Genomic DNA, 21587 nt, shown 5'->3' with positions numbered 1-21587 from the left:
AGGCCGGTCGCCTTCCCCAGTGGGGAGAAGCGACCGGCCTTTTACTGGGCCGACCAGTGTACGTCCGGTCCGCTGAACGTGCGCTGAATTACCCGGGGCGCCTGGTCATCGGGCGTTGAAGTACTTGGCTTCGGGGTGGTGGATGACGATGGCGTCGGTGGACTGCTCGGGGTGGAGCTGGAACTCCTCGGAGAGGTGGACGCCGATCCGCTCCGGTTCGAGCAGCTCGGCGATCTTGGCGCGGTCCTCCAGGTCGGGGCAGGCTCCGTAGCCGAGCGAGAAGCGGGCGCCGCGGTACTTGAGCGCGAACATGTCCTCCACGTCGGAGGGGTCCTCGCCCGCGAAGCCGAGCTCGGAGCGCACCCGCGCGTGCCAGTACTCGGCGAGTGCCTCGGCCAACTGGACGGACAGGCCGTGCAGTTCGAGGTAGTCGCGGTAGGCGTTGGCCTCGAACAGCTTGGCCGTCTCCTCACCGATCCGGGAGCCGACGGTGACGACCTGGAGGCCGACCACGTCCACCTCGCCGGACTCCTCCGGGCGGAAGAAGTCCGCGAGGCACAGCCGGCGGCCGCGGCGCTGGCGCGGGAAGGTGAAGCGGGTGCGCTCGCTGCCGTCGTCGTTGAGCAGGATCAGGTCGTCGCCCTTGGACACGCACGGGAAGTAGCCGTGGACGACGGCCGCCTCCAGGAGGCCTTCGGTGTGCAGCTTGTCGAGCCAGCCGCGCAGGTGCGGACGGCCCTCGGTCTCCACGAGCTCCTCGTAGGTGGGCCCGCCCTTGCGGGCCTCCTTCAGGCCCCACTGGCCCTTGAAGAGGGCGCCCTCGTCCAGCCAGGACGCGTACTCCTTGAGCGGGATGCCCTTGACGACGCGGGTGCCCCAGAACGGCGGGGTGGGCACCGGGTTGTCGACGGCCACGTCCGAGCGCACCGAGCCCTCGGGCTCCTCGACCTCCAGGACGGGTGTGTCCCGCTTGGGCACCCGGCGCTGCTTGAGCTCGGGCAGTACGGCCCCGGGGACGCCGCGCTTGACGCCGATCAGGGCGTCCATGAGGCGCAGGCCCTCGAACGCGTCGCGGGCGTAGCGGACTTCGCCCTCGTAGATCTCGTGCAGGTCCTGTTCGACATAGGCCCGGGTCAGGGCCGCGCCGCCGAGGATGACCGGGTAGTCGGCCGCCAGCTTGCGCTGGTTCAGCTCCTCCAGGTTCTCCTTCATGATCACGGTGGACTTGACCAGGAGGCCGGACATCCCGATGACGTCGGCGCGGTGCTCCTCGGCGGCTTCCAGGATCGCGGAGACCGGCTGCTTGATGCCGAGGTTGACGACGTTGTAGCCGTTGTTGGACAGGATGATGTCGACGAGGTTCTTGCCGATGTCGTGGACGTCGCCGCGCACGGTGGCCAGCACGATCGTGCCCTTGCCCTCCGCGTCCGACTTCTCCATGTGCGGCTCCAGATGGGCCACCGCGGACTTCATGACCTCGGCGGACTGGAGCACGAACGGCAGCTGCATCTGGCCGGAGCCGAACAGCTCGCCGACCACCTTCATACCTTCGAGCAGGGTGTTGTTCACGATGTCGAGCGCGGGGGTGGTCCCGAGCGCCTCGTCGAGGTCGGCCTCCAGGCCGTTCTTCTCGCCGTCGATGATGCGGCGCTGGAGCCGCTCCTCCAGCGGCAGGGCCAGGAGTTCCTCGGCCTTGCCCGCCTTCATCGACTTCATGTTGACGCCCTCGAAGAGCTCCATGAGCTTCTGCAGGGGGTCGTAGCCCTCGGCGCGGCGGTCGTAGATCAGGTCGAGGGCGACCTTGACCTGCTCCTCCTCCAGGCGCGCGATCGGCAGGATCTTGGAGGCGTGCACGATGGCCGAATCCAGGCCCGCCTTGACGCACTCGTCCAGGAACACGGAGTTGAGGACGACCCGGGCCGCCGGGTTGAGGCCGAAGGAGATGTTGGACAGGCCGAGCGTGGTCTGGACGTCGGGGTGGCGGCGCTTGAGCTCGCGGATCGCCCCGATGGTGGCGATGCCGTCGCCGCGCGACTCCTCCTGGCCGGTGCAGATGGTGAAGGTCAGGGTGTCGATGAGGATGTCCGACTCGTGCACCCCCCAGTTCCCGGTCAGGTCCGCGATCAGGCGCTCGGCGATGGCGACCTTGTGCTCGACGGTGCGGGCCTGGCCCTCCTCGTCGATGGTCAGCGCGATCAGCGCGGCGCCGTGCTCGACGGCGAGCCTGGTGACCTTCGCGAACCGCGACTCGGGTCCGTCGCCGTCCTCGTAGTTGACGGAGTTGATGACCGCGCGGCCGCCCAGCTTCTCCAACCCGGCCTGGATGACCGGGAGTTCGGTCGAGTCGAGCACGATGGGCAGGGTGGAGGCGGTCGCGAAGCGGCCGGCCAGCTCGGCCATGTCGGCCACACCGTCGCGGCCCACGTAGTCGACGCAGAGGTCGAGCAGGTGGGCGCCCTCGCGGATCTGGTCGCGGGCCATCTCCACGCAGTCGTCCCAGCGGCCCTCCAGCATGGCCTCGCGGAACTTCTTCGAGCCGTTGGCGTTCGTCCGCTCGCCGATCGCCAGGTACGAGGTGTCCTGGCGGAACGGCACGGTCTGGTAGAGCGAGGCCGCGCCGGGCTCCGGGCGCGGGTTCCGCTCGCCGGGCACGCTGCCGCGCACCCGCTCGACGACCTGCCGCAGGTGCTCCGGGGTCGTACCGCAGCAGCCGCCCACCAGGGACAGGCCGTAGTCGCGGACGAAGTTCTCCTGCGCGTCCGCCAGGCCCTCGGGGTCGAGCGGGAAGTGGGCGCCGTCCTTGGTCAGGACGGGCAGACCGGCGTTGGGCATGCAGAGCAGCGGGATCCGCGAGTGCCGGGTCAGATAGCGCAGGTGCTCGCTCATCTCGGCGGGGCCGGTCGAGCAGTTCAGGCCGATCATGTCCACGCCGAGGGGTTCGAGCGCGGTCAGCGCCGCGCCGATCTCGGAGCCGAGCAGCATCGTGCCGGTCGTCTCGAAGGCGAGGGAGACCACGAGGGGCATGTCGACGCCGGCCGCCTCCATGGCGCGGCGGGCGCCGAGGATCGCGGACTTGGTCTGGAGCAGGTCCTGGGTGGTCTCGACGATCAGGGCGTCCGCGCCGCCCGCGATCAGACCCTCGGCGTTCGCCTGGAAGCCGTCGCGCAGCGTGGGGTAGCCGATGTGACCCAGGGTCGGCAGCTTGGTGCCGGGGCCGATGGAGCCGAGCACCCAGCGCTGCTGTCCGGTCGAGGCGGTGAACTCGTCGGCCACCTCGCGGGCGATGCGGGCGCCCGCCTCCGACAGTTCGTGCACCCGCTCGGGGATGTCGTACTCGCTCATCGCCGTGTGATTGGCGCCGAAGGTATTGGTCTCCACACAGTCCACGCCGACCGCGAAGTACGCCTCGTGGACCGTGCGCACGATGTCGGGGCGGGTCACGTTCAGGACCTCGTTGCAGCCCTCAAGGTCCTGGAAGTCCTCCAGGGTGGGATCCTGCGCCTGAAGCATCGTGCCCATCGCGCCGTCGGCCACCACCACCCGGGTGGCGAGCGCCTCGCGGAGGGCGTCGATTCGGGTCCGGCTGTCAGCGGAAGGGGTCGGCAACGAGGCCATGGATGTACTCCCTGGAGTGCGACGGCTGTCGGCTTTGCGCCGTCCGGCAGGAGGGCGCACGCGGCCAGCCTAACCGGGCGACCCCGGGCCGCGCGCGGGTGTATCAGGGGGCGGACGTCCGGGAGCGGGCCGCGCGCACCCGTCCTGAACGAGCGGGGGGAGCGGCCGCCACGGTGACACGAGGTCGACAACGGCCGATACTGTTCAGCATTGTCGAACCAGTCATGTCAGAACCGGCCGCGCGAGGAGCAACAGTCGGTTCAGCAGTGCCCGAAAGGGAGGGAGCGCGATGGCGCGCAACATCCAGTCGCTCGAACGGGCGGCGGCCATGCTGCGGCTGCTCGCGGGGGGCGAGCGGCGGCTTGGCCTGTCCGACGTGGCTTCCTCGCTGGGCCTGGCCAAGGGCACCGCGCACGGAATCCTGCGCACCCTCCAGGCCGAGGGCTTCGTGGAGCAGGACCCGGCCTCGGGCCGCTACCAGCTGGGCGCCGAGCTGCTGCGCCTGGGCAACAGCTATCTGGACGTCCACGAGCTGCGGGCCCGCGCCCTGGTGTGGACGGACGACCTGGCGCGGTCCAGCGGCGAGAGCGTGTACGTGGGGGTGCTGCACCAGCAGGGCGTGCTGATCATGCACCACGTCTTCCGGCCCGACGACAGCCGCCAGGTCCTGGAGGTGGGCGCCATGCAGCCGCTGCACTCCACGGCCCTGGGCAAGGTGCTCTCCGCGTACGACCCGGTGGCGCACACCGAGGCCGTGGACAACGCGCACGAGGCGTTCACGCCGCGCACGGTCACCTCGGCCGACGGCTTCGAGGAGCTGCTGGCGCTGACCCGGGCGCGCGGCTGGGGCGCGGACGTCGAGGAGACGTGGGTGGGCGTGGCCTCGGTGGCCGCCCCGATCCACGACCGCCGCAGGATGCCGGTCGGCGCGGTGGGCGTCACGGGCGCCGTGGAGCGCGTCTGCAAGGAGGGCGAGGTGCGGCCGGACCTGGTGGCCGCGGTACGCGACTGCGCCCGCGCGGTCTCGCGCGACCTGGGCGCCGGGCGCTTCTAGCGCCTCCCCCGAGCCCCGACGTGCCCCGCGCGGACGTGCTGCCGGCCCCCGCACGACCCGGGGCGCACGCCCCGAGGGCCATCGCCGACGAGCCCCGTCCGGGACCGGCCCGAGCACTTCGAGTTGCCCCCGGACCCGGGTCGGCGTTTGGTGGTTCGTACCACCTGGTAACGATCGGGATTCCCGTCACGGAAGTATTGACGTGCAGTTAACCCGAGGGCAAAACTGCCGTTCAGCGGTCGGCATTGTCGAACACCTACCGGCAATACGAGTTAGAGTGTGACAACGCCAAGGGCCGGCAGCTCTCAACCTTGAGGGCGCGGAACACCGGAGGGACCCGGTGCTCTGCCTGTTGGGGTTTCCCCCCTGGACGAAGGACAAAGGAGTCGCGGATGTCCAGCCACGACATCTTCATCGGCGAGACCATCGGTACCGCCATATTGATCCTGCTGGGCGGTGGTGTGTGTGCCGCCGTCACCCTGAAGCGTTCGAAGGCCCGTAACGCCGGCTGGCTCGCCATCACCTTCGGGTGGGGCTTCGCGGTGCTGACCGGCGCCTACATCTCGGCCCCGCTCTCGGGCGCCCACCTCAACCCCGCGGTGACCCTGGGTCTCGCGATCGAGGGCGGCACCAAGTGGAGCGACGTGCCCGTGTACCTCGGTGGACAGATCCTCGGCGCCATGATCGGCGCGGTGCTCGTGTGGCTCGCCTACTACGGCCAGTTCCACGCCCATCTGACCGACCCGGAGATCGTGGGCGAGGGCGAGGGCAAGTCCGTCGAGGCCCGTGAGAACGCGGCCGGCCCCGTGCTCGGCGTCTTCTCGACCGGTCCGGAGATCCGCAACGTGGTGCAGAACCTCGTCACGGAGATCATCGCCACGTTCGTCCTGGTCCTCGCGATCCTGACGCAGGGCCTGAACGGCGACGGCAAGGGCCTCGGCGTGATCGGCGTCCTCATCACCGCGCTCGTCGTGGTCGGCATCGGCCTCTCGATCGGCGGCCCGACCGGATACGCCATCAACCCGGTCCGTGACCTGGGCCCGCGCATCGTGCACTCCCTGCTTCCGCTGCCCAACAAGGGCGGCTCGGACTGGAGCTACGCGTGGATCCCGGTCGCCGGCCCGCTGATCGGCGGCGCGATCGCCGGTGGCCTCTACAACATCGCCTTCGCCTGACGAGACACGACGCGACGCCCCCCTTCGGACTTTTCCAGGAGCACCCATGAGCGACATCCACTCCACCGGCCCCTTCATCGCGGCCATCGACCAGGGCACCACCTCCAGCCGCTGCATCGTCTTCGACAAGGACGGGCGGATCGTCTCGGTCGAGCAGAAGGAACACGAGCAGATCTTCCCGAAGCCGGGCTGGGTCGAGCACGACGCCAACGAGATCTGGACCAACGTCCAGGAGGTCGTGGCCGGCGCGGTCGAGAAGGCGGGCATCACCGCCGCCGACGTCAAGGCGATCGGCATCACCAACCAGCGTGAGACCACGCTGATGTGGGACAAGAACACCGGCGAGCCCGTGCACAACGCGCTGGTCTGGCAGGACACCCGTACCGACGCGCTCTGCCGCGAGCTCGGCCGCAACGTCGGCCAGGACCGCTTCCGCCGCCAGACCGGTCTGCCGCTCGCCTCCTACTTCGCGGGCCCGAAGGTGCGCTGGCTGCTCGACAACGTCGAGGGGCTGCGCGAGCGCGCCGAGCGCGGCGACATCCTCTTCGGCACCATGGACTCCTGGGTCATCTGGAACCTGACCGGCGGCACCGACGGCGGTGTGCACGTCACCGACGTCACCAACGCCTCGCGCACCCTCCTGATGAACCTGCACGACATGGCGTGGGACGAGAAGATCCTGCACTCCATGGACATCCCGGCGGCCGTGCTGCCCGAGATCCGCTCCTCCGCCGAGGTGTACGGACACGCCAAGGGCGGCGTCCTGGACGGCATCCCCGTCGCCTCCGCGCTCGGCGACCAGCAGGCGGCGCTGTTCGGCCAGACCTGCTTCTCCGAGGGCGAGGCCAAGTCCACCTACGGCACCGGCACCTTCATGCTGATGAACACCGGTGACAAGCCCGTCAACTCCTACAACGGCCTGCTGACGACGGTCGGTTATCAGATCGGCGACCAGAAGCCGGTCTACGCCCTCGAAGGCTCCATCGCCGTCACCGGCTCGCTCGTCCAGTGGATGCGCGACCAGATGGGCATGATCAAGACCGCCGCCGAGATCGAGACGCTCGCCTCCTCCGTCGAGGACAACGGCGGCGCCTACTTCGTGCCGGCCTTCTCCGGCCTGTTCGCCCCGTACTGGCGCCCCGACGCCCGCGGCGTGATCGCCGGTCTGACCCGGTACGTCACCAAGGCGCACATCGCGCGCGCCGTCCTGGAGGCCACCGCCTGGCAGACCCGCGAGATCAGCGACGCCATGACGAAGGACTCCGGCGTCGAGCTGACCGCGCTGAAGGTCGACGGCGGCATGACCTCCAACAACCTGCTGATGCAGACCCTCTCGGACTTCCTGGACGCGCCGGTCGTGCGTCCGATGGTCGCCGAGACCACCTGCCTCGGCGCCGCCTACGCCGCCGGCCTGGCCGTCGGCTTCTGGCCGGACACCGACGCGCTGCGCGCCAACTGGCGCCGGGCGGCGGAATGGACCCCTCGCATGGACGCGGACAGGCGCGACAGCGAGTACAAGAGCTGGCTCAAGGCCGTAGAGCGGACCATGGGCTGGATCGAGGACGAGGAGTAATTCGACATGACCACCCTGCAGAGCGTCCCTGCCCTCGGGACGCATCCGGTTTCCGGCTCCGCCGTGTCTTCCTTCAAGGCGGTGAGCCGCGCCGAGACCCGGGAGCAACTGTCCAAGGCGACGTACGACCTCCTGGTCATCGGCGGCGGCATCCTGGGCATCTCCACCGCCTGGCACGCCGCGCAGTCCGGTCTGCGGGTGGCTCTGGTGGACGCCGGTGACTTCGCCGGCGCCACCTCCTCCGCCTCCTCCAAGCTGCTCCACGGCGGTCTGCGCTACTTGCAGACCGGTGCGGTGAAGCTCGTCGCGGAGAACCACTTCGAGCGGCGTGCGGTGTCCCGTCAGGTGGCCCCGCACCTCGCCAACCCGCTCACGTTCTACCTGCCCGTGTACAAGGGCGGCCCGCACGGCGCCGCCAAGCTGGGCGCGGGTGTCTTCGCCTACTCGGCGCTGTCCGCCTTCGGCGACGGCGTCGGCCACCTGCTCTCCCCCGCCAAGGCGTCGGCGGACGTGCCCGAGCTGCGTACCGAGAACCTGAAGGCCGTGGCCGTGTACGGCGACGACCAGATGAACGACGCCCGCATGGCATTGATGACGGTGCGCGCCGCGGTCGAGGCCGGAGCGGTCGTGCTCAACCACGCCGAGGTCACCGGGCTGCGCTTCACCAAGGGCCGGGTGACGGGTGCGGACCTCAAGGACCGCATGGACGGCGAGGAGTTCGGCGTCGACGCCCGGCTCGTGCTCAACGCGACCGGTCCCTGGGTCGACCACCTGCGCAAGATGGAGGACCCGGCCTCCGCGCCCTCCATACGCCTGTCGAAGGGCGCGCACCTGGTCCTCAAGCGCACCGCCCCCTGGAAGGCGGCGCTGGCGACCCCGATCGACAAGTACCGCATCACCTTCGCCCTGCCGTGGGAGGACATGCTCCTGCTCGGCACCACGGACGAGGAGTTCGAGGGCGACCCGGCGGATGTGGGCGTCACCGAGGCCGACACCGCGCAGATCCTCGACGAGGCCGCGTTCTCGATCCGCGACCAGCAGCTGTCGCGCGATCTGATCACCTACTCCTTCGCGGGGCTCCGGGTGCTGCCCGGCGGTCCCGGCGACACCTCGAAGGCCAAGCGCGAGACGGTCGTCACCGAGGGCCGCGGCGGCATGCTGTCGGTGGCCGGCGGCAAGTGGACGACGTTCCGCCACATCGGCCGCACGGTGATGAAGAAGCTGGAGCAGCTGCCGGGCCACCCGCTCGGCAACGACTTCGAGCCCATCTCCGAGCTCCCCGGCAAGATGCCGCTGCCCGGCATCGCCAACCCGCGCGCCGTCGCCCACCGCCTGATGGTGGACGCCCAGGCACCCGGAGCGAGCATGGCGGCCGACACCGCCAAGCACCTGGCCACGCACTACGGTTCGCTGTCCTTCGACATCGCCCGTCTGGCCAACGAGGACACGGCCCTCGCGGAGCGCATCCACCCGGACGCCCCGGAGATCTGGGCGCAGGTCGCCTACGCCCGCGACCACGAGTGGGCCGAGACCGCGGACGACGTGCTGCGCCGCCGTACGACCCTGACGATCCGGGGTCTGGCCACGGACGAGATCCGCGGCAAGGTGGACGACCTGCTGAACCAGAAGAACTGACGGTACGTCACCCCACGTCCGAGGGGCGGCTCCCGCGAGGGGCCGCCCCTTCGGCGTTGCCGTGACCACTGCCATACGCCGTACATCCGGCCGCAACACGGCGCGGCGAGAGTGGGGGCATGAAGTTCCAGGTGCTTTCCATCGTCGGTCATGCCCCCCATCCCCTGACGGGTGAACTCCCCTCCGCCGCCGACCGGTTGGCACAGGTGCTGGAGGTCGGTGAGGCCGCCGAACGGCTCGGCTTCGACGCGTACGCCATCGGGGAGCGGCACGCCGGCGCCTTCCTCTCGTCCAGCCCGACCGTGCTGCTCGGCGCGCTGGCCGCCCGCACCCACCGCATCCGGCTGCTCACCGGCGTGACCGTGGTCGCGATCCTCGACCCGGTCAGGGTCGCCGAGGACTACGCGACGCTCGACCAGATCTCGCGCGGCCGGATCGAGCTGGTCATCGGAAAGGGCGCGGAGGCCGGCCACTTCGATCTGTTCGGGCTCGACGAGGCCCGCCAGTGGGACCTCCAGCGGGAGAAGTACGAGCTGCTTCGCCGGCTGTGGAGCGAGGAGGGCGTCGACTGGGAGGGCGAGTTCCGTCCGCCGCTGCGGGGCGTCACGACCGTGCCGCGGCCGTACGCCGGGGTGCCGCGGATCTGGCACGGCTCGGCGACCTCCCTCAACTCCCCCGAGCTCGCGGCCCGGCACGGCGACCCGCTGTTCACGGCCAACGCGATCCAGCCGCGCGCCGCGTACCGCGAGCTCATCGCGCACTACCGGGAGAAGTTCGAGGAGTACGGGCACGACCCGGCGCGGGCCCATGTCGCGGCGGGCTCGGGCGGGCTGCTGATCGCCGACACCGCCGAGCAGGCGGTCTCGCGCTACCGGGCGGTGTACGAGGCGCGGGTGCGGCAGTCCTTCAAGCCGCATCTGGAGGGGAAGGCGGGCTACAACACCCCGTTCCGCACCATCGAGGACGCCATCGCCGACGGCCCGGCGCTCATCGGGTCCCCGCAGCAGATCATCGACAAGATCCTCGGCTTCCACGAGGCCTACGGGCACGACCTCCAGTCGGTGACGGTCGACGGGTTCGGGCTCTCGACCGCCGAACAGACTGAGACGCTCGCGCGGTTCGCGGAGGAGATCGCGCCGGTGGTGCGGAAGGAGGCGCCGAGCACTCTGTGGGAGTGAGCTCCGGGGGCGGGGCGGCGCGCGCATACTGGGGCTCGATACATCGGATGTATGGAGGTCGCCCCCATGGCTGTCACCGACGAGGCCATCGAGAAGATCAAGGCAATGATCGTCTCCGGTGCGCTGCGGCCGGGCGACCGGCTCCCCAAGGAGAGCGAACTCGCGGCCGGGCTGGGCCTCTCCCGCAACTCCCTGCGGGAGGCGGTGCGGGCGCTGTCCCTGATCCGGATCCTGGACGTCCGCCAGGGGGACGGCACCTATGTCACCAGCCTGGACCCGCGGCTGCTCCTGGAGGCGATGGGCTTCGTCGTGGACTTCCACCGGGACGACACCGTCCTGGAGTTCCTCGCGGTACGCCGCATCCTGGAGCCGGCCGCGACGGCGCTGGCCGCCACGCGGCTCACCGAGGCCGAACTTGAGGCGTTGTCTGCGCGGTTGGACGCGCTGGAGGAGGCCTCCTCGGTGGACGAGCTGGTGTCGGCGGACCTCGCGTTCCACCGGGGGATCGCGGCGGGGGCGGGGAACGCGGTGCTCTGCTCCCTGCTCGACGGGCTCTCCGGGCCGGCGACCCGGGCCCGCAGCTGGCGGGGCCTGGTCCAGGAGGACGCGGTCGGCCGCGCGCGGCGCGAACACCGGGCGATCCTGACGGCCCTGCGGGCCCGGGACGCCGAGGCGGCCCGGGCCTGGGCCACGGTCCACATCGCGAGCGTGGAGAGCCGCGTCGGGGCGTCCGGATGAACCGCTGAACGAACGTCCGCAGAAACCATTCACAGGAACGTCGGTGCGAACATCGGATCTCTGTCGGAGATCGGACGTATATCTCCGCCGCGCCGCACGTGCCGGGCATACTCCTGCGGAAATCCCGCGACAGCTCGGATGAATCCGCACCGGAACACACCGCTGCCCCGCCTGCCCCACCTTCATTCCTGTGTCACTCCCGGCAGCGCGGGACCGTGCACGGGGGCTGCGGCTGGGTAGGTCTGAAGCCGTAAGGTTGGGATGTACGCAAGGGAACTTCGGAGGGAGGCACTGGGTGATCGAGCTGGAGGGCGTTCCCGAGCTGGTCGACCCGGTCATGATCGCCGCGTTCGAGGGCTGGAACGACGCGGGCGATGCCGCCTCCTCCGCTGTCGCGCACCTGGACGGCGTCTGGAAGGGCGAGGTCTTCGCCGCGCTGGACGCGGAGGACTACTACGACTTCCAGGTCAACCGGCCGACCGTGTGGCTGGACGGCGGGGTCCGCAAGATCACCTGGCCCACCACCCGGCTCTCCGTGGTCCGGGTCGGCGGCGACAAGCCGCGCGACCTGGTCCTGGTGCGCGGCATCGAGCCGTCCATGCGCTGGCGGTCGTTCTGCAACGAGATCCTGGGTTTCGCCCATGAGCTGGGCGTCGAGATGGTGGTGGTCCTGGGCGCGCTGCTCGGCGACACCCCGCACACCCGGCCGGTGCCGGTCAGCGGCGTGACCTCCGACCCGGACCTGGCGCGGACCATGGATCTGGAGGAGACCCGCTACGAGGGCCCCACGGGCATCGTCGGCATCCTCCAGGAGGCCTGCACGCACGCCGGAGTCCCGGCGGTCAGCCTGTGGGCCGCGGTGCCGCACTACGTGTCCCAGCCGCCCAACCCGAAGGCCACGCTCGCCCTGCTCAACCGCCTCGAAGACCTCATCGACCTGCGCATCCCGCTCGGCGAGCTCGCCGAGGACGCCCGGGCCTGGCAGCTCGGGGTCGACCAACTGGCCGCCGAGGACAGCGAGGTGGCCGAGTACGTCCAGACCCTGGAGGAGGCGCGGGACACCGCGGACCTGCCCGAGGCGTCCGGCGAGGCCATCGCCCGCGAGTTCGAGCGGTACCTGCGCAGGCGTGACGGCGGCCCCGGCCCCGGCCCCGGCCCCGGCCAGGCCACCGCGGGCGGCCACGCCACCGAGGCCGACGGGTCCTATCTGCGCGACACCTCCAGTGGGCGCACCCGGCCGCCGAAGCCCCCCAGGACCGACGAGCCCGGCGAGGAGACCCCCGAGGAGTAGGGGGCGGGCCCCGGCCGGGCCCGGTTCGCGTTGCGGCGCCTCCTTCCGCGCGGGAAGGTCGAAGGACCAGTGCCTTCAGGAGGTGTCGTAGGTCATGCCCATCGCCACGGTGAACCCGGCTACCGGTGAGACGCTCAAGAGCTTCGGCGCCATGGGTCCCGAGGAGGTGGAGCGCAGGCTCGCCACGGCCGAGACCGCCTTCGCCGGCTACCGCACGACCGGCTTCGAGCAGCGCGCCCGCCTGGCGCTGCGCGCGGCCGATCTGCTCGACGCCGACCGGGACGACATCGCGCGCACCATGACCCTGGAGATGGGCAAGCCGGTCGTGGCGGCCCGCGCCGAGGCGGCGAAGTGCGCCAAGGCCCTGCGCTGGTACGCCGAGCACGCGGCCGAGCTGCTCGCCGACGAGGAGCCCGCCGAGGACGACGTGCGCGACTCGGGCGCCGAGCGGGCCCGGATCCACTACCGGCCGCTGGGCGTGGTCCTCGCGGTGATGCCGTGGAACTTCCCGCTCTGGCAGGTCGTACGGTTCGCGGCACCCGCCCTGATGGCGGGGAACGTGGCCCTGCTCAAGCACGCCTCGAACGTGCCGCAGACCGCGCTGTACCTGGAGGACCTGTTCCGCCGGGCGGGCTTCCCCGACGGCTGCTTCCAGACCCTGCTCATCGGCTCGGACGGCGTCGAGAAGGTGCTGCGCGACCGGCGGGTGGCGGCGGCGACGCTGACCGGCAGCGAGCCGGCCGGCCGCTCGGTCGCGGCGATCTGTGGCGACGAGATCAAGAAGACGGTCCTCGAACTCGGCGGCAGCGATCCCTATGTGGTGCTCGCCTCCGCCGATGTGGAGCGGGCCGCGCGGACCGCGGTGACCGCCCGGACGCAGAACAACGGCCAGTCCTGCATCGCCGCGAAGCGCTTCATCGTCCAGGACGGGGTGTACGACGCCTTCGCCGAGCAATTCACCGCGGGAATGCGGGAGTTGAGGGTGGGAGACCCACTCGACGAGGACACCGACATCGGCCCGCTCGCCAGCGAGCAGGGCCGCACCGATCTGGAGGAGCTCGTCGAGGACGCCGTGCGCAAGGGAGCGACCGCGCTGTGCGGCGGGAGCCGCCCCGAGGGTCTCGACGGGGGCTGGTTCTACCGGCCCACCATCCTCGCCGGCATCACCGCCGACATGCGGATCCACCGCGAGGAGACCTTCGGGCCGGTGGCGACGCTGTACCGGGTGCGCGACCTCGAAGAGGCGATCGCGGTCGCCAACGACACCCCCTTCGGGCTGAGTTCGAACGTCTGGACCCGGGAGAGCACCGAGGTCGACCGCTGCGTGCGCGATCTCCAGGCGGGCGGAGTCTTCTTCAACGGGATGACCGCCTCGCACCCCGCGCTCCCGTTCGGCGGCGTGAAGCGTTCCGGGTACGGCCGCGAGCTCTCCGGCCACGGCATCCGCGAGTTCTGCAACGTGACGACGGTGTGGCACGGGGCGGAACCCTCGGAGTCCTGATCCGGACCCGGTGCGCCCAACCGCCCTCCGGTGGGCGGCTGTTGGATCCGGTCGAGCCCGCCGAAGGCCGTCGGCACGATCCGGAAACACCGGCGGGGCTGCCTCAGGGGCGGCCCCGCGCCGACGTCCCGGCAGGTGCGCCCGCAGACGCCACCCGCGCCGCTCGGGCCCCTCGGGCCGGCTCCAGCCCCCGCCGTGTTCGGCCTGATGGGGGCGGGACATCGGTTTCCGGCCGGAATGCACGGGTTGCCCATTCAGCTTGATTTCAAACTCCGTTCGCCGCACCGGGGTGGACGTTCCGCCCCGACGGGAGCAGGGTGTGTCCCCGAAGGCACGCCACGCACAGCACCCGAGGGGAGCGGCGGAAGCGATGACCGATCGGATTCACCCGGGTCGGGGCCCCGGAACGGCGGGCCCAGGACCCGACGGAGCTGGATTCACCTATCACGGAGCCGAGCCCGAACTGATCGTCGTCGCCCGGGCCGAGGCCCGGCTGCGCGTCGGCGCCCAGGGCGTCCGTTCGGCCTCGGGGGCCGACACCTCGGCCCTGGCGATGTTCCTCGCCGATGAACAGATCGCCCTGGAGCCGCTGTTCGGCCGCGAGGACCGGCCGGCCCGGGTGCCCCGGGGCGCCTCCCGCGAGGCGCTGCCGGACCTGTCCCGGTTCTACCGGGTGCGGGGCGGCGGCGAGCGGGCCGGGGAGCTGGGCGCGCGGCTCGCGGCGCTGCCCGAGGTGGAGACCGCGTATGTGAAGCCGGGGGCGGTGCCCGCCTCGCTCACCGGCCGCGACGAGGAGACGATCAAGCGCCTGAAGGAGGGCGCGCCCGCCACGCCCGACTACACGGGGCGGCAGGGCTATCTGGCCCCCGCCCCCGAGGGCGTCGACGCGTACTGGGCATGGCTGCGGCCGGGCGGCAGCGGCGAGGGCGTCACCGTCATCGACGTCGAGGGCGCCTGGCAGCTGGGGCACGAGGACCTGGCGGAGAAACTGGCCGGGATCGTGGTGGGCAATCCGGTGCAGGACGTGGCCTGGCGCAACCACGGTACGGCCGTGCTCGGGATCATCGGCGGTGACCGGGACGGGAAGGGCGTCACCGGCATCGCCCCGGAGGCGGTCACGGCGGCCGCCTCGGTGCAGGGCATCGGCACGGCGGCGGCGATCCACGCCGCGGCCGACCGGCTCTCGCCCGGTGACATCGTCCTGGTCGAACTGCACCGGCCCGGGCCGAGGTTCGACTTCCAGGAGCGCGACGACCAGGCCGGCTACCTCCCCGTCGAGTGGTGGCCGGACGACCTCGCGGCGATCCGCTGGGCGACCGCGCGCGGCGTCCTGGTGGTGACGGCCGCCGGCAACGGCGGCGAGAGCCTGGACGACGCGCTGTACGAGCGGCGCCCCGAGGGGTTCCCGCAGGACTGGCGCAATCCCTTCAACCCCTCCAACGAGCCCTCGGGCGCGGTCCTGGTGGGCGCGGGCGCCCCGCCGCCCGGCACCCACGGCCGCGACCACGGCCCGGACCGCTCGCGCCTCGCCTTCTCCAACTACGGGGCCCGCGTCGACGCCCAGGGCTGGGGCCACGAGACCACCACGACCGGCGGGTTCTGGGACCGGGCGGGCGATCTCCAGGGCGGTGCCGAGGAGATCGCCTGGTACACCGACACGTTCTCCGGCACGTCCGCCGCCGCCTCCGTGGTGGTCGGCGCCCTCGCCTCGCTCCAGGGCGTCCTCAAGGCCACCGGGCAGGAGCCGATGACACCGGAGCGGGCCCGCGCGCTGCTGCGCTCCACCGGTTCGCCGCAGCAGGACGCGCCGGGGCGCGCCGCCTCCCAGCGGATTGGCGGCCGGCCCGACATCAAGGCCGCGGTGGCCCGTCTGATGCCCTCGACGATCGGCACCGGCCAGGCCGAAAGGTACTGGGACGAGTTGCTCCCGTACCCCCCTGAACTGCCCCCGAGGCTCCGGCTGTTCGTGGCCGGGGCGTGGCGCAATCTGAACGACCCGGCGCCCGAGATCCGCCAGGCGGTGCACGCCGCCTTCGCGGCGGGGCGGCCGGACATCCGGGTCTGGTTCTCGGACGACGAGGTCGTCGGCCTGGTGGTCGCCGGCTGAGTGCCGGGGGCTCCGAAGGCCCCGGACCGCGCACGGAACTCACACAAGGGAAGGTGACACCCGCATGAGCACCACCCCGCAGATGAGCCAGCAGCACCAGCAACAGCACCCGCAGCAGCAGTACGGGCAGCCCCAGCAGCAGTACGGCCAGCAGCAGGGCCAACAGGGTCAGCAGACCCCCAGCACGTCCCCGCCGCAGGGCTTCGGCCAGCAACAGGGCATCGGACAGCAGGGGTTCGGCCAGCAGGGCATCGGACAGCCCTACGGCCAGCAGGGCTTCGGGCAGCAGGGCATGGGCCAGCAGTCCGGCCAGCAGCAGCTCCCGCCGCAGATCCAGCAGCAGCTCCAGCAGCTCGGCCAGCAGCAGCCCTATCAGCAGCTGCTCCAGCAGATGGGCGGCCAGGGCCAGCAGAGCCAGTCGCTCGGCCAGCCGCTCGTGCTGCCCGCGGCCGTCAACAGCGCAGCCCTGGTCAGCGGCATCGCCACGAAGTTCTGGGATGTCGTAACCCCGCTGCCGGGCCAGCCCTCGATCCTCTACCTGTTCATCGACGGCAGCTGGCGCCAGCTCGCCAACCCCAACCCCGTCACGCACGACGGCGTCCAGGAGGCCTTCGCGTTCGGGCACCAGGTCATCGGGTTCTACGACTCCGGCAACAGCGTTATCCAGGCCGTCATCATCAACAAGCAGTAGCCGCCGGAAGGCGGCCAGTGGGCCAACTCCCGCACAGAGGGCGCCGGGTGGGGACAACCCCGCCCGGCGCCCGCCCGTTGCTAGGCGCAGCTGAACTTGGCCGCCGCCCAGTCCCCGTGGTCGCCGGACTTGGAGTTGTTGGTGTCGGTGATCTTGAGATGGACGTGGCGCGCCCCGGCGAGCGGGACATCGACCGGGACGGTGGCCGAGGCGCCGGTCACCTTCGGCGAGGTCCACAGCACCTTGCCGTCCGCCTCGACGGAGAAGGCCACCTCCCCGTAGCCGTTGATCTCGTCGTCGATGCCGACGTCGGCGGTGAAGGCGGTGCACCGGCCGCCGGTGTAGACCTCGATGTCGGAGTCGGCGTGCGCGCCGATGCCCTTGGCGTAGGTCGTGCCCGCGAGCGTGAGGGTGTGTCCGTCGGACGCGCCGGACTCGCCGTTGGAGCGGTCGCGTTCGGGCGGCCCGTATCCGTTGACGGAGGTCAGCCAGGCCATGTCACTGGCCCAGGTGTCCGCCGCCGGCGGCGCGGGCATCACGGACACCGCGATCCGCTGCTGTGAACTGACGCCCCGGGAGCCGGAGTTCACGGTGAGCGTGACCTCGCCGGGCTTGGCGTCCTTGGGGGGCGTGACACCGACCTCGACGCGCCGGGTGGTGCCGGCCGGCACCCGGTCGAGCGCGGGGGCCGGAGCCACGGTCCACCCGGCCGGCGCGGCGACGGAGACCCGGACGTCCCGGGCGTCCCTGCTTCCGGCGGTGACGTCCACGGCCACCTTGCCGGGCGCGCCCGCGCCGAGCTCCTGGCCGGCGGGCGCGGCCAGCGTGACCGCCGAGCCCGGAGCCTTGCCGCCGACGGCGCTGGTGTCCTTGAGCTTCACTTCGAAGGCCCGGTCGGTGCGCAGGGTGGCGGTCTTCACCAGCACCACACCGCCCCGGTCGCTCGGGTCGTAGAACCAGCCCGTCGTCGCCTTGTCGTACGCGGCCTTCGAGCCGAGCCGCGCGAGCTCGCGGCCCGCGACCTCCACCTTGGAGGGGGTGCTGCCGGTGTGCAGGGTCAGCTGGTAGGGCCGGGTGGTCTGCTTGCCCTTGAACTCGCCCTTGCTGGCGCCCACTTGGACCGTCACATCGCCGGAGCCGCGCTGCGGCGCCCGGACGTCGGCGCGCTGGGTGGCGTAGGCGCCGGTCCGGTTGGCGCGGGTGACGCCGTCGTCCTCGTACAGCTGGAAGGAGGAGCGGCCCTGCGGGTAGACGTCCCAGGCCAGCGGCGAGTTGGCGGTGCGGTCCTGGTAGGAGCGGATGCCGGGCCACATCGGGACGGCGGCGCCTGCCTTCACGAACAGGGGCAGGGTGTCGAGCGGCGCGCTGTAGTGGTCGACGGTGGTCGGGCCCTGGTAGGTGCGCCCGCTCCAGTAGTCGATCCAGGTGCCCTTGGGGAGGTAGATCCCGTCGCGTACGGCCGTGTCCTGGTAGACCGGCGCGACCAAGAAGTCCTGGCCGGACAGGAACTCGTACTTGGCGGCGTCGGTGGCGGCCTTCGGGTCGTCGGGGTACTCCAGCGCCAGCGGCCGGACCGGCCCGATGCCGGTCTTCGTCGCCTCGTGGGCGTAGGAGTACATGTAGGGAAGCAGCGACTCCTTGAGCTTGAGGTAGCTGCGGTTGATGGAGGTGTAGGGCTCCCCGTACTGGTAGGGCTGCTTGTCGCTGGCGGCCCAGCCGTCCATCGTCATCACGGCGGGCAGGAACGACTTCCACTGGAGGTCGCGGGTGTACGTCTTGGGGCTGCCGCCGAAGATGCCGTCGATGTCACCGCTGGTGTAGGCGAGACCGGAGAGGGTCGCGCCCGCGTAGGTCGGGATCTGCCAGCGGATGTAGTCCCAGCTGCCCGACTGGTCGCCGGACCACTGGACGCCGCAGCGCTGCGCGCCGGACCAGCTCTCGGGCGCCCAGGTGAAGCCGCGGGCGTCGCTGTTGGCCTGGATGCCCTGGTAGGCGGCCTTGCAGCCGTCGAGCGCGTGCTTGTACCCGTCGCCGACCCAGGCGACGTCCAGCTTGGCGACGCGCTGGCCCGCCTTGACCTGGTCGGCGAGCTTGTCGAGGCCGTCCTCCGTCCACAGCCCCATCTGCATGGAGTCGCTCTGGAGGCCCTTGGCGGTCTCGGGCAGGTTCTCGTATCCGCAGCCGTAGCCGTCGTTGACCAGCATCCAGCCGTTGGGCATGTCGTTGGTCTTGTACGCGTCCGCGACCTTGAGCGCGTCCAGGGTGTGGCGCTCGCCCCGGTTGGCGTTGTGCAGATAGCAGTCGGAGTCGCCGGGTTCGAGCCCGTAGACCGGCGGCAGGAACGGCTTCCCGGTCAACTGGGTGTAGTCGCCGATGACTTGCTTGGGGTCACCGGCGAAGTAGTAGGCGTCGAAGCGCTGTTCCTTGGCGCTCGCGGTGACGGGCTGCCCGAAGACGTACGTGTTGGGGGCGTACGTGTTGCGGAAGACGCCGTAGCCGCCCGTCGAGAGGTAGAACGGCACGGAGTTGGGGTGGCCGCCGTCGTTCCAGTTGTCGTCGACGCTCACCTGGACGGTCTGGTCGCGGTGCGAGGTGTTGCCGCGGCCGTTCTGCATGCCGCCGCCGTAGAACTGCTCGGTGGCGCCCCGGGACAGGGTCTGGGTGGTGGTGTCCCTGGTCCAGCTCAGCGGCTTGGTCTCGGACCAGAGCGGGGTGCCGTCCGCCTTGTAGAGGGCGAAGCGCAGCGGGGACTTGAAGGCGCGCAGGGTGACCTTGTCGGTGCTCAGCTCGTAACGGTCGCCCCTCTCCTTCCAGCGGGCGGCCGGCGGTCTCCCCTGCGGCAGGACGATGTCGGTCCCGGTCGGGTCGGTGAACTTCCCGTCCGGGGCGAGCTCGATGCGGAAGGTGTCGGCCGCGACGAAGCTGACGCGGGCCTCGGCCGCGCCCGCGTGCAGCCTGAAGACGGAGCCGCCCGCGGCCTCGAAGCCGGTCACATTGCCTACGGAGGTGTCGCCCGCCGGGTCGGCGGAGGCATCGGCCTGCGCGCTGCCGGGCCCGGCGAACACCGCGAGCAGACCGAGCACGGCCGCTCCCGCGAGCGCCACTCTCGTGCGTATTGGTGATTGCATAGAGCGTGTTTAGCGCACAAACGAGCATTGGACCATGGGGTGGGCCCAGGAAAAACGAAACCGCCCCCGGACTCACGAGGAGTCCAAGGGCGGTTCGGGGCTTGCCCGTTGGGGCGGTCCCGGGGTGCTCCGGGCGGTGTTCCCGACGTTCCTCCGGGCTAGAGGGCGACGCCGAGCAGCGCATCGACCGTACGCGAGACGAGACCGGGAGCGCCCTCGTCCGTGCCGCCCTCCGCGTCCTGCCGCGCGGCCCAGCGGTCCACCGCGGCGAGGGCCGCGGGGGCGTCCAGGTCGCTGGAGAGGGCCTCGCGGACCTCCTCGACCAGGGCGTCCGCGGAAGGCCCGTCGGGCCGCGACACGGCGGCCCGCCAGCGCCCGAGACGCTCGACGGCGTCCTGGAGCACCTGGTCGGTCCACTCCCAGTCGGCCCGGTAGTGGTGGGCGAGCAGCGCGAGCCGGATGGCGGCCGGGTCGACGCCGTCGCGGCGCAGCTTCGAGACGAAGACGAGGTTGCCCTTGGACTTGGACATCTTCTCGCCGTCCAGGGCGACCATGCCGGCGTGCACGTACGCCTTGGCGAAGGGGTACTCGCCGGTCAGCGCCTGGGCGTGGGACGCGCCCATCTCGTGGTGCGGGAAGACCAGGTCGGAGCCGCCGCCCTGGACGTCGAAGCCCATGCCGAGGTGGTCGAGGGCGATGGCGACGCACTCGATGTGCCAGCCGGGGCGGCCGCGCCCGAGCGAGGCGCCGTCCCAGCTCGGCTCGCCCTCGCGGGCGGCCATCCACAGCATCGGGTCGAGCGGGTTCTTCTTGCCGGGCCGCTCCGGGTCGCCGCCGCGCTCGGCGGACAGCGCCTTCATGAACTCGGCGTCGTAGTGCGAGACGTTCCCGAAGTGCGGGTCGCTCTCGACGGAGAAGTAGACGTCCCCCTCCAGCTCGTACGCCGCGCCCGCGTCCCGGAGCCGCTCGACGAGCGGAACGATGCCGGGTATGGCCTCGACCGCGCCGATGTAGTGCTTCGGGGGGAGCAGTCGCAGGGCGGTCATGTCCTCGCGGAACAGCGCGGTCTCGCCCTCGGCGAGCTCCACCCAGTCCTTGCCGTCGCGGATGGCTCGCTCCAGCAAGGGGTCGTCCACGTCCGTCACGTTCTGGACGTAGTGAACCTGCCGCTTGGTGTCGAGCCACACGCGCTGAACGAGGTCGAACGCGTTGTAGGTCGCCGCGTGACCCATGTGGGTCGCGTCGTACGGGGTGATCCCGCAGACGTAGATACGGGCGACGGGACCGGGGTCGAGGGAGACCAGTCCGCCGGTCGCGGTGTCGTGGATCCGGAGGTCGCGGCCCTTGCCGGGCAGGGCGGGGACCTCAGAAGCGGGCCAGGCATGCATGTCTTGAGCGTAACCGGACGCACGTTCCGGATACGAACCGGATCCCGCTCTTGGCCGAATCGGGGGTGTTGCATCCACCACCCCGCCCCTCCCCACAACCCTCGGGGGCAAAGCCCGGCCGAACCTCAGGGGCGGCCCTCCAAGGCCCCATGGCCCGTCCGCGGACCGTGCGGGGCTGCTCGCGCAGTTCCCCGCGCCCCTGGATCCGCCTTCGCCTGCGGACCGTGGTAGTTGCTCGCGCAGTTCCCCGCGCCCCTGAAGGCCTCGGTGCTGGCCCGCGTCGGGCACTTCAGCCCGTCCGGCTGATCGGTACGGGCCAGCATCGGGCACCTTCAGCCCGTCATGGGGGTCCCCCCTGGCCCTTAAGGCCTTGGGGGAGATTGAGGACGAGCGCCGTTCAGGCGCGATACGGGGCCCGGGGCGGAGCCCCGAACCGGGGGTGCAGGGGGCGCAGCCCCCTGCGGGGGTCCGAGGGGCGCAGCCCCTCAGGGGGTCTGGGGCGCAGCCCCAGGG

General features: G+C 71.3%; 13 protein-coding genes. 10 read left to right on the top strand and 3 right to left on the bottom strand.

What is annotated here, in order from left to right; all coding sequences use genetic code 11:
* Positions 1-105 precede the first annotated feature (105 nt).
* Entirely contained in the window at positions 106-3615 is a 3510-nt protein-coding gene (gene metH, locus ACFYNP_RS23300; RefSeq protein WP_388411297.1) for a methionine synthase, read from the bottom strand.
* A gap of 289 nt (positions 3616-3904) precedes the next feature.
* Here metH and ACFYNP_RS23295 point away from each other — a divergent pair, with 289 nt between their 5' ends.
* The 10 genes from ACFYNP_RS23295 (at position 3905) to ACFYNP_RS23250 (ending at position 16558) form a co-directional block, all read left to right on the top strand.
* Positions 3905-4669, top strand: coding sequence for an IclR family transcriptional regulator (locus ACFYNP_RS23295; RefSeq protein ID WP_100577071.1), 765 nt, complete (start codon positions 3905-3907; stop codon positions 4667-4669).
* A 392-nt stretch (positions 4670-5061) separates the two neighbouring features.
* A complete protein-coding gene (locus tag ACFYNP_RS23290; protein WP_388411293.1) occupies positions 5062-5844 on the top strand; it encodes an MIP/aquaporin family protein in 783 nt (260 codons plus the stop codon).
* A 46-nt stretch (positions 5845-5890) separates the two neighbouring features.
* Positions 5891-7417: a glycerol kinase GlpK gene (glpK, locus tag ACFYNP_RS23285; protein ID WP_388411290.1), complete on the top strand. Its 1527-nt coding sequence runs from the start codon at positions 5891-5893 to the stop codon at positions 7415-7417.
* Between the two features lie 6 nt (positions 7418-7423).
* Complete coding sequence (locus ACFYNP_RS23280; RefSeq protein ID WP_388787808.1) at positions 7424-9052, top strand: FAD-dependent oxidoreductase; 1629 nt, start codon at positions 7424-7426, stop codon at positions 9050-9052.
* A 119-nt stretch (positions 9053-9171) separates the two neighbouring features.
* Positions 9172-10230 carry an LLM class flavin-dependent oxidoreductase gene (locus tag ACFYNP_RS23275; protein WP_388787805.1) on the top strand — a complete coding sequence of 353 codons (1059 nt, stop codon included), beginning with the start codon at positions 9172-9174 and terminating at the stop codon, positions 10228-10230.
* 66 nt (positions 10231-10296) lie between these two features.
* Positions 10297-10968, top strand: coding sequence for a FadR/GntR family transcriptional regulator (locus ACFYNP_RS23270; RefSeq protein WP_388787803.1), 672 nt, complete (start codon positions 10297-10299; stop codon positions 10966-10968).
* 295 nt (positions 10969-11263) lie between these two features.
* The gene (locus tag ACFYNP_RS23265) at positions 11264-12259 is read left to right on the top strand and encodes a PAC2 family protein (protein ID WP_388787800.1); all 996 of its coding nucleotides are present in this window, start codon (positions 11264-11266) and stop codon (positions 12257-12259) included.
* A gap of 94 nt (positions 12260-12353) precedes the next feature.
* Complete coding sequence (locus tag ACFYNP_RS23260; protein WP_388787797.1) at positions 12354-13760, top strand: NADP-dependent succinic semialdehyde dehydrogenase; 1407 nt, start codon at positions 12354-12356, stop codon at positions 13758-13760.
* Positions 13761-14130: 370 nt separating this feature from the next.
* Positions 14131-15867, top strand: a complete 1737-nt coding sequence (locus ACFYNP_RS23255; RefSeq protein ID WP_388787794.1) for a S8 family peptidase — start codon at positions 14131-14133, stop codon at positions 15865-15867.
* 64 nt (positions 15868-15931) lie between these two features.
* Positions 15932-16558 carry a hypothetical protein gene (locus ACFYNP_RS23250; RefSeq protein WP_388787791.1) on the top strand — a complete coding sequence of 209 codons (627 nt, stop codon included), beginning with the start codon at positions 15932-15934 and terminating at the stop codon, positions 16556-16558.
* An 80-nt stretch (positions 16559-16638) separates the two neighbouring features.
* Here ACFYNP_RS23250 and ACFYNP_RS23245 read toward each other — a convergent pair whose 3' ends face one another.
* Together ACFYNP_RS23245 and mshC are read right to left on the bottom strand one after the other, a co-directional pair.
* Complete coding sequence (locus ACFYNP_RS23245) at positions 16639-19686, bottom strand: NPCBM/NEW2 domain-containing protein (RefSeq protein WP_388787788.1); 3048 nt, start codon at positions 19684-19686, stop codon at positions 16639-16641.
* 158 nt (positions 19687-19844) lie between these two features.
* Positions 19845-21074: a cysteine--1-D-myo-inosityl 2-amino-2-deoxy-alpha-D-glucopyranoside ligase gene (mshC, locus tag ACFYNP_RS23240; protein ID WP_388411270.1), complete on the bottom strand. Its 1230-nt coding sequence runs from the start codon at positions 21072-21074 to the stop codon at positions 19845-19847.
* Between the last annotated feature and the right edge of the window lie 513 nt (positions 21075-21587).

The organism is Streptomyces sp. NPDC006691, from assembly GCF_042869955.1.
In the GTDB taxonomy this organism is placed as follows: domain Bacteria; phylum Actinomycetota; class Actinomycetes; order Streptomycetales; family Streptomycetaceae; genus Streptomyces.
Note: the sequence above shows the minus strand (reverse complement) of the source record. Positions and strands in the feature narration are given on the sequence as shown.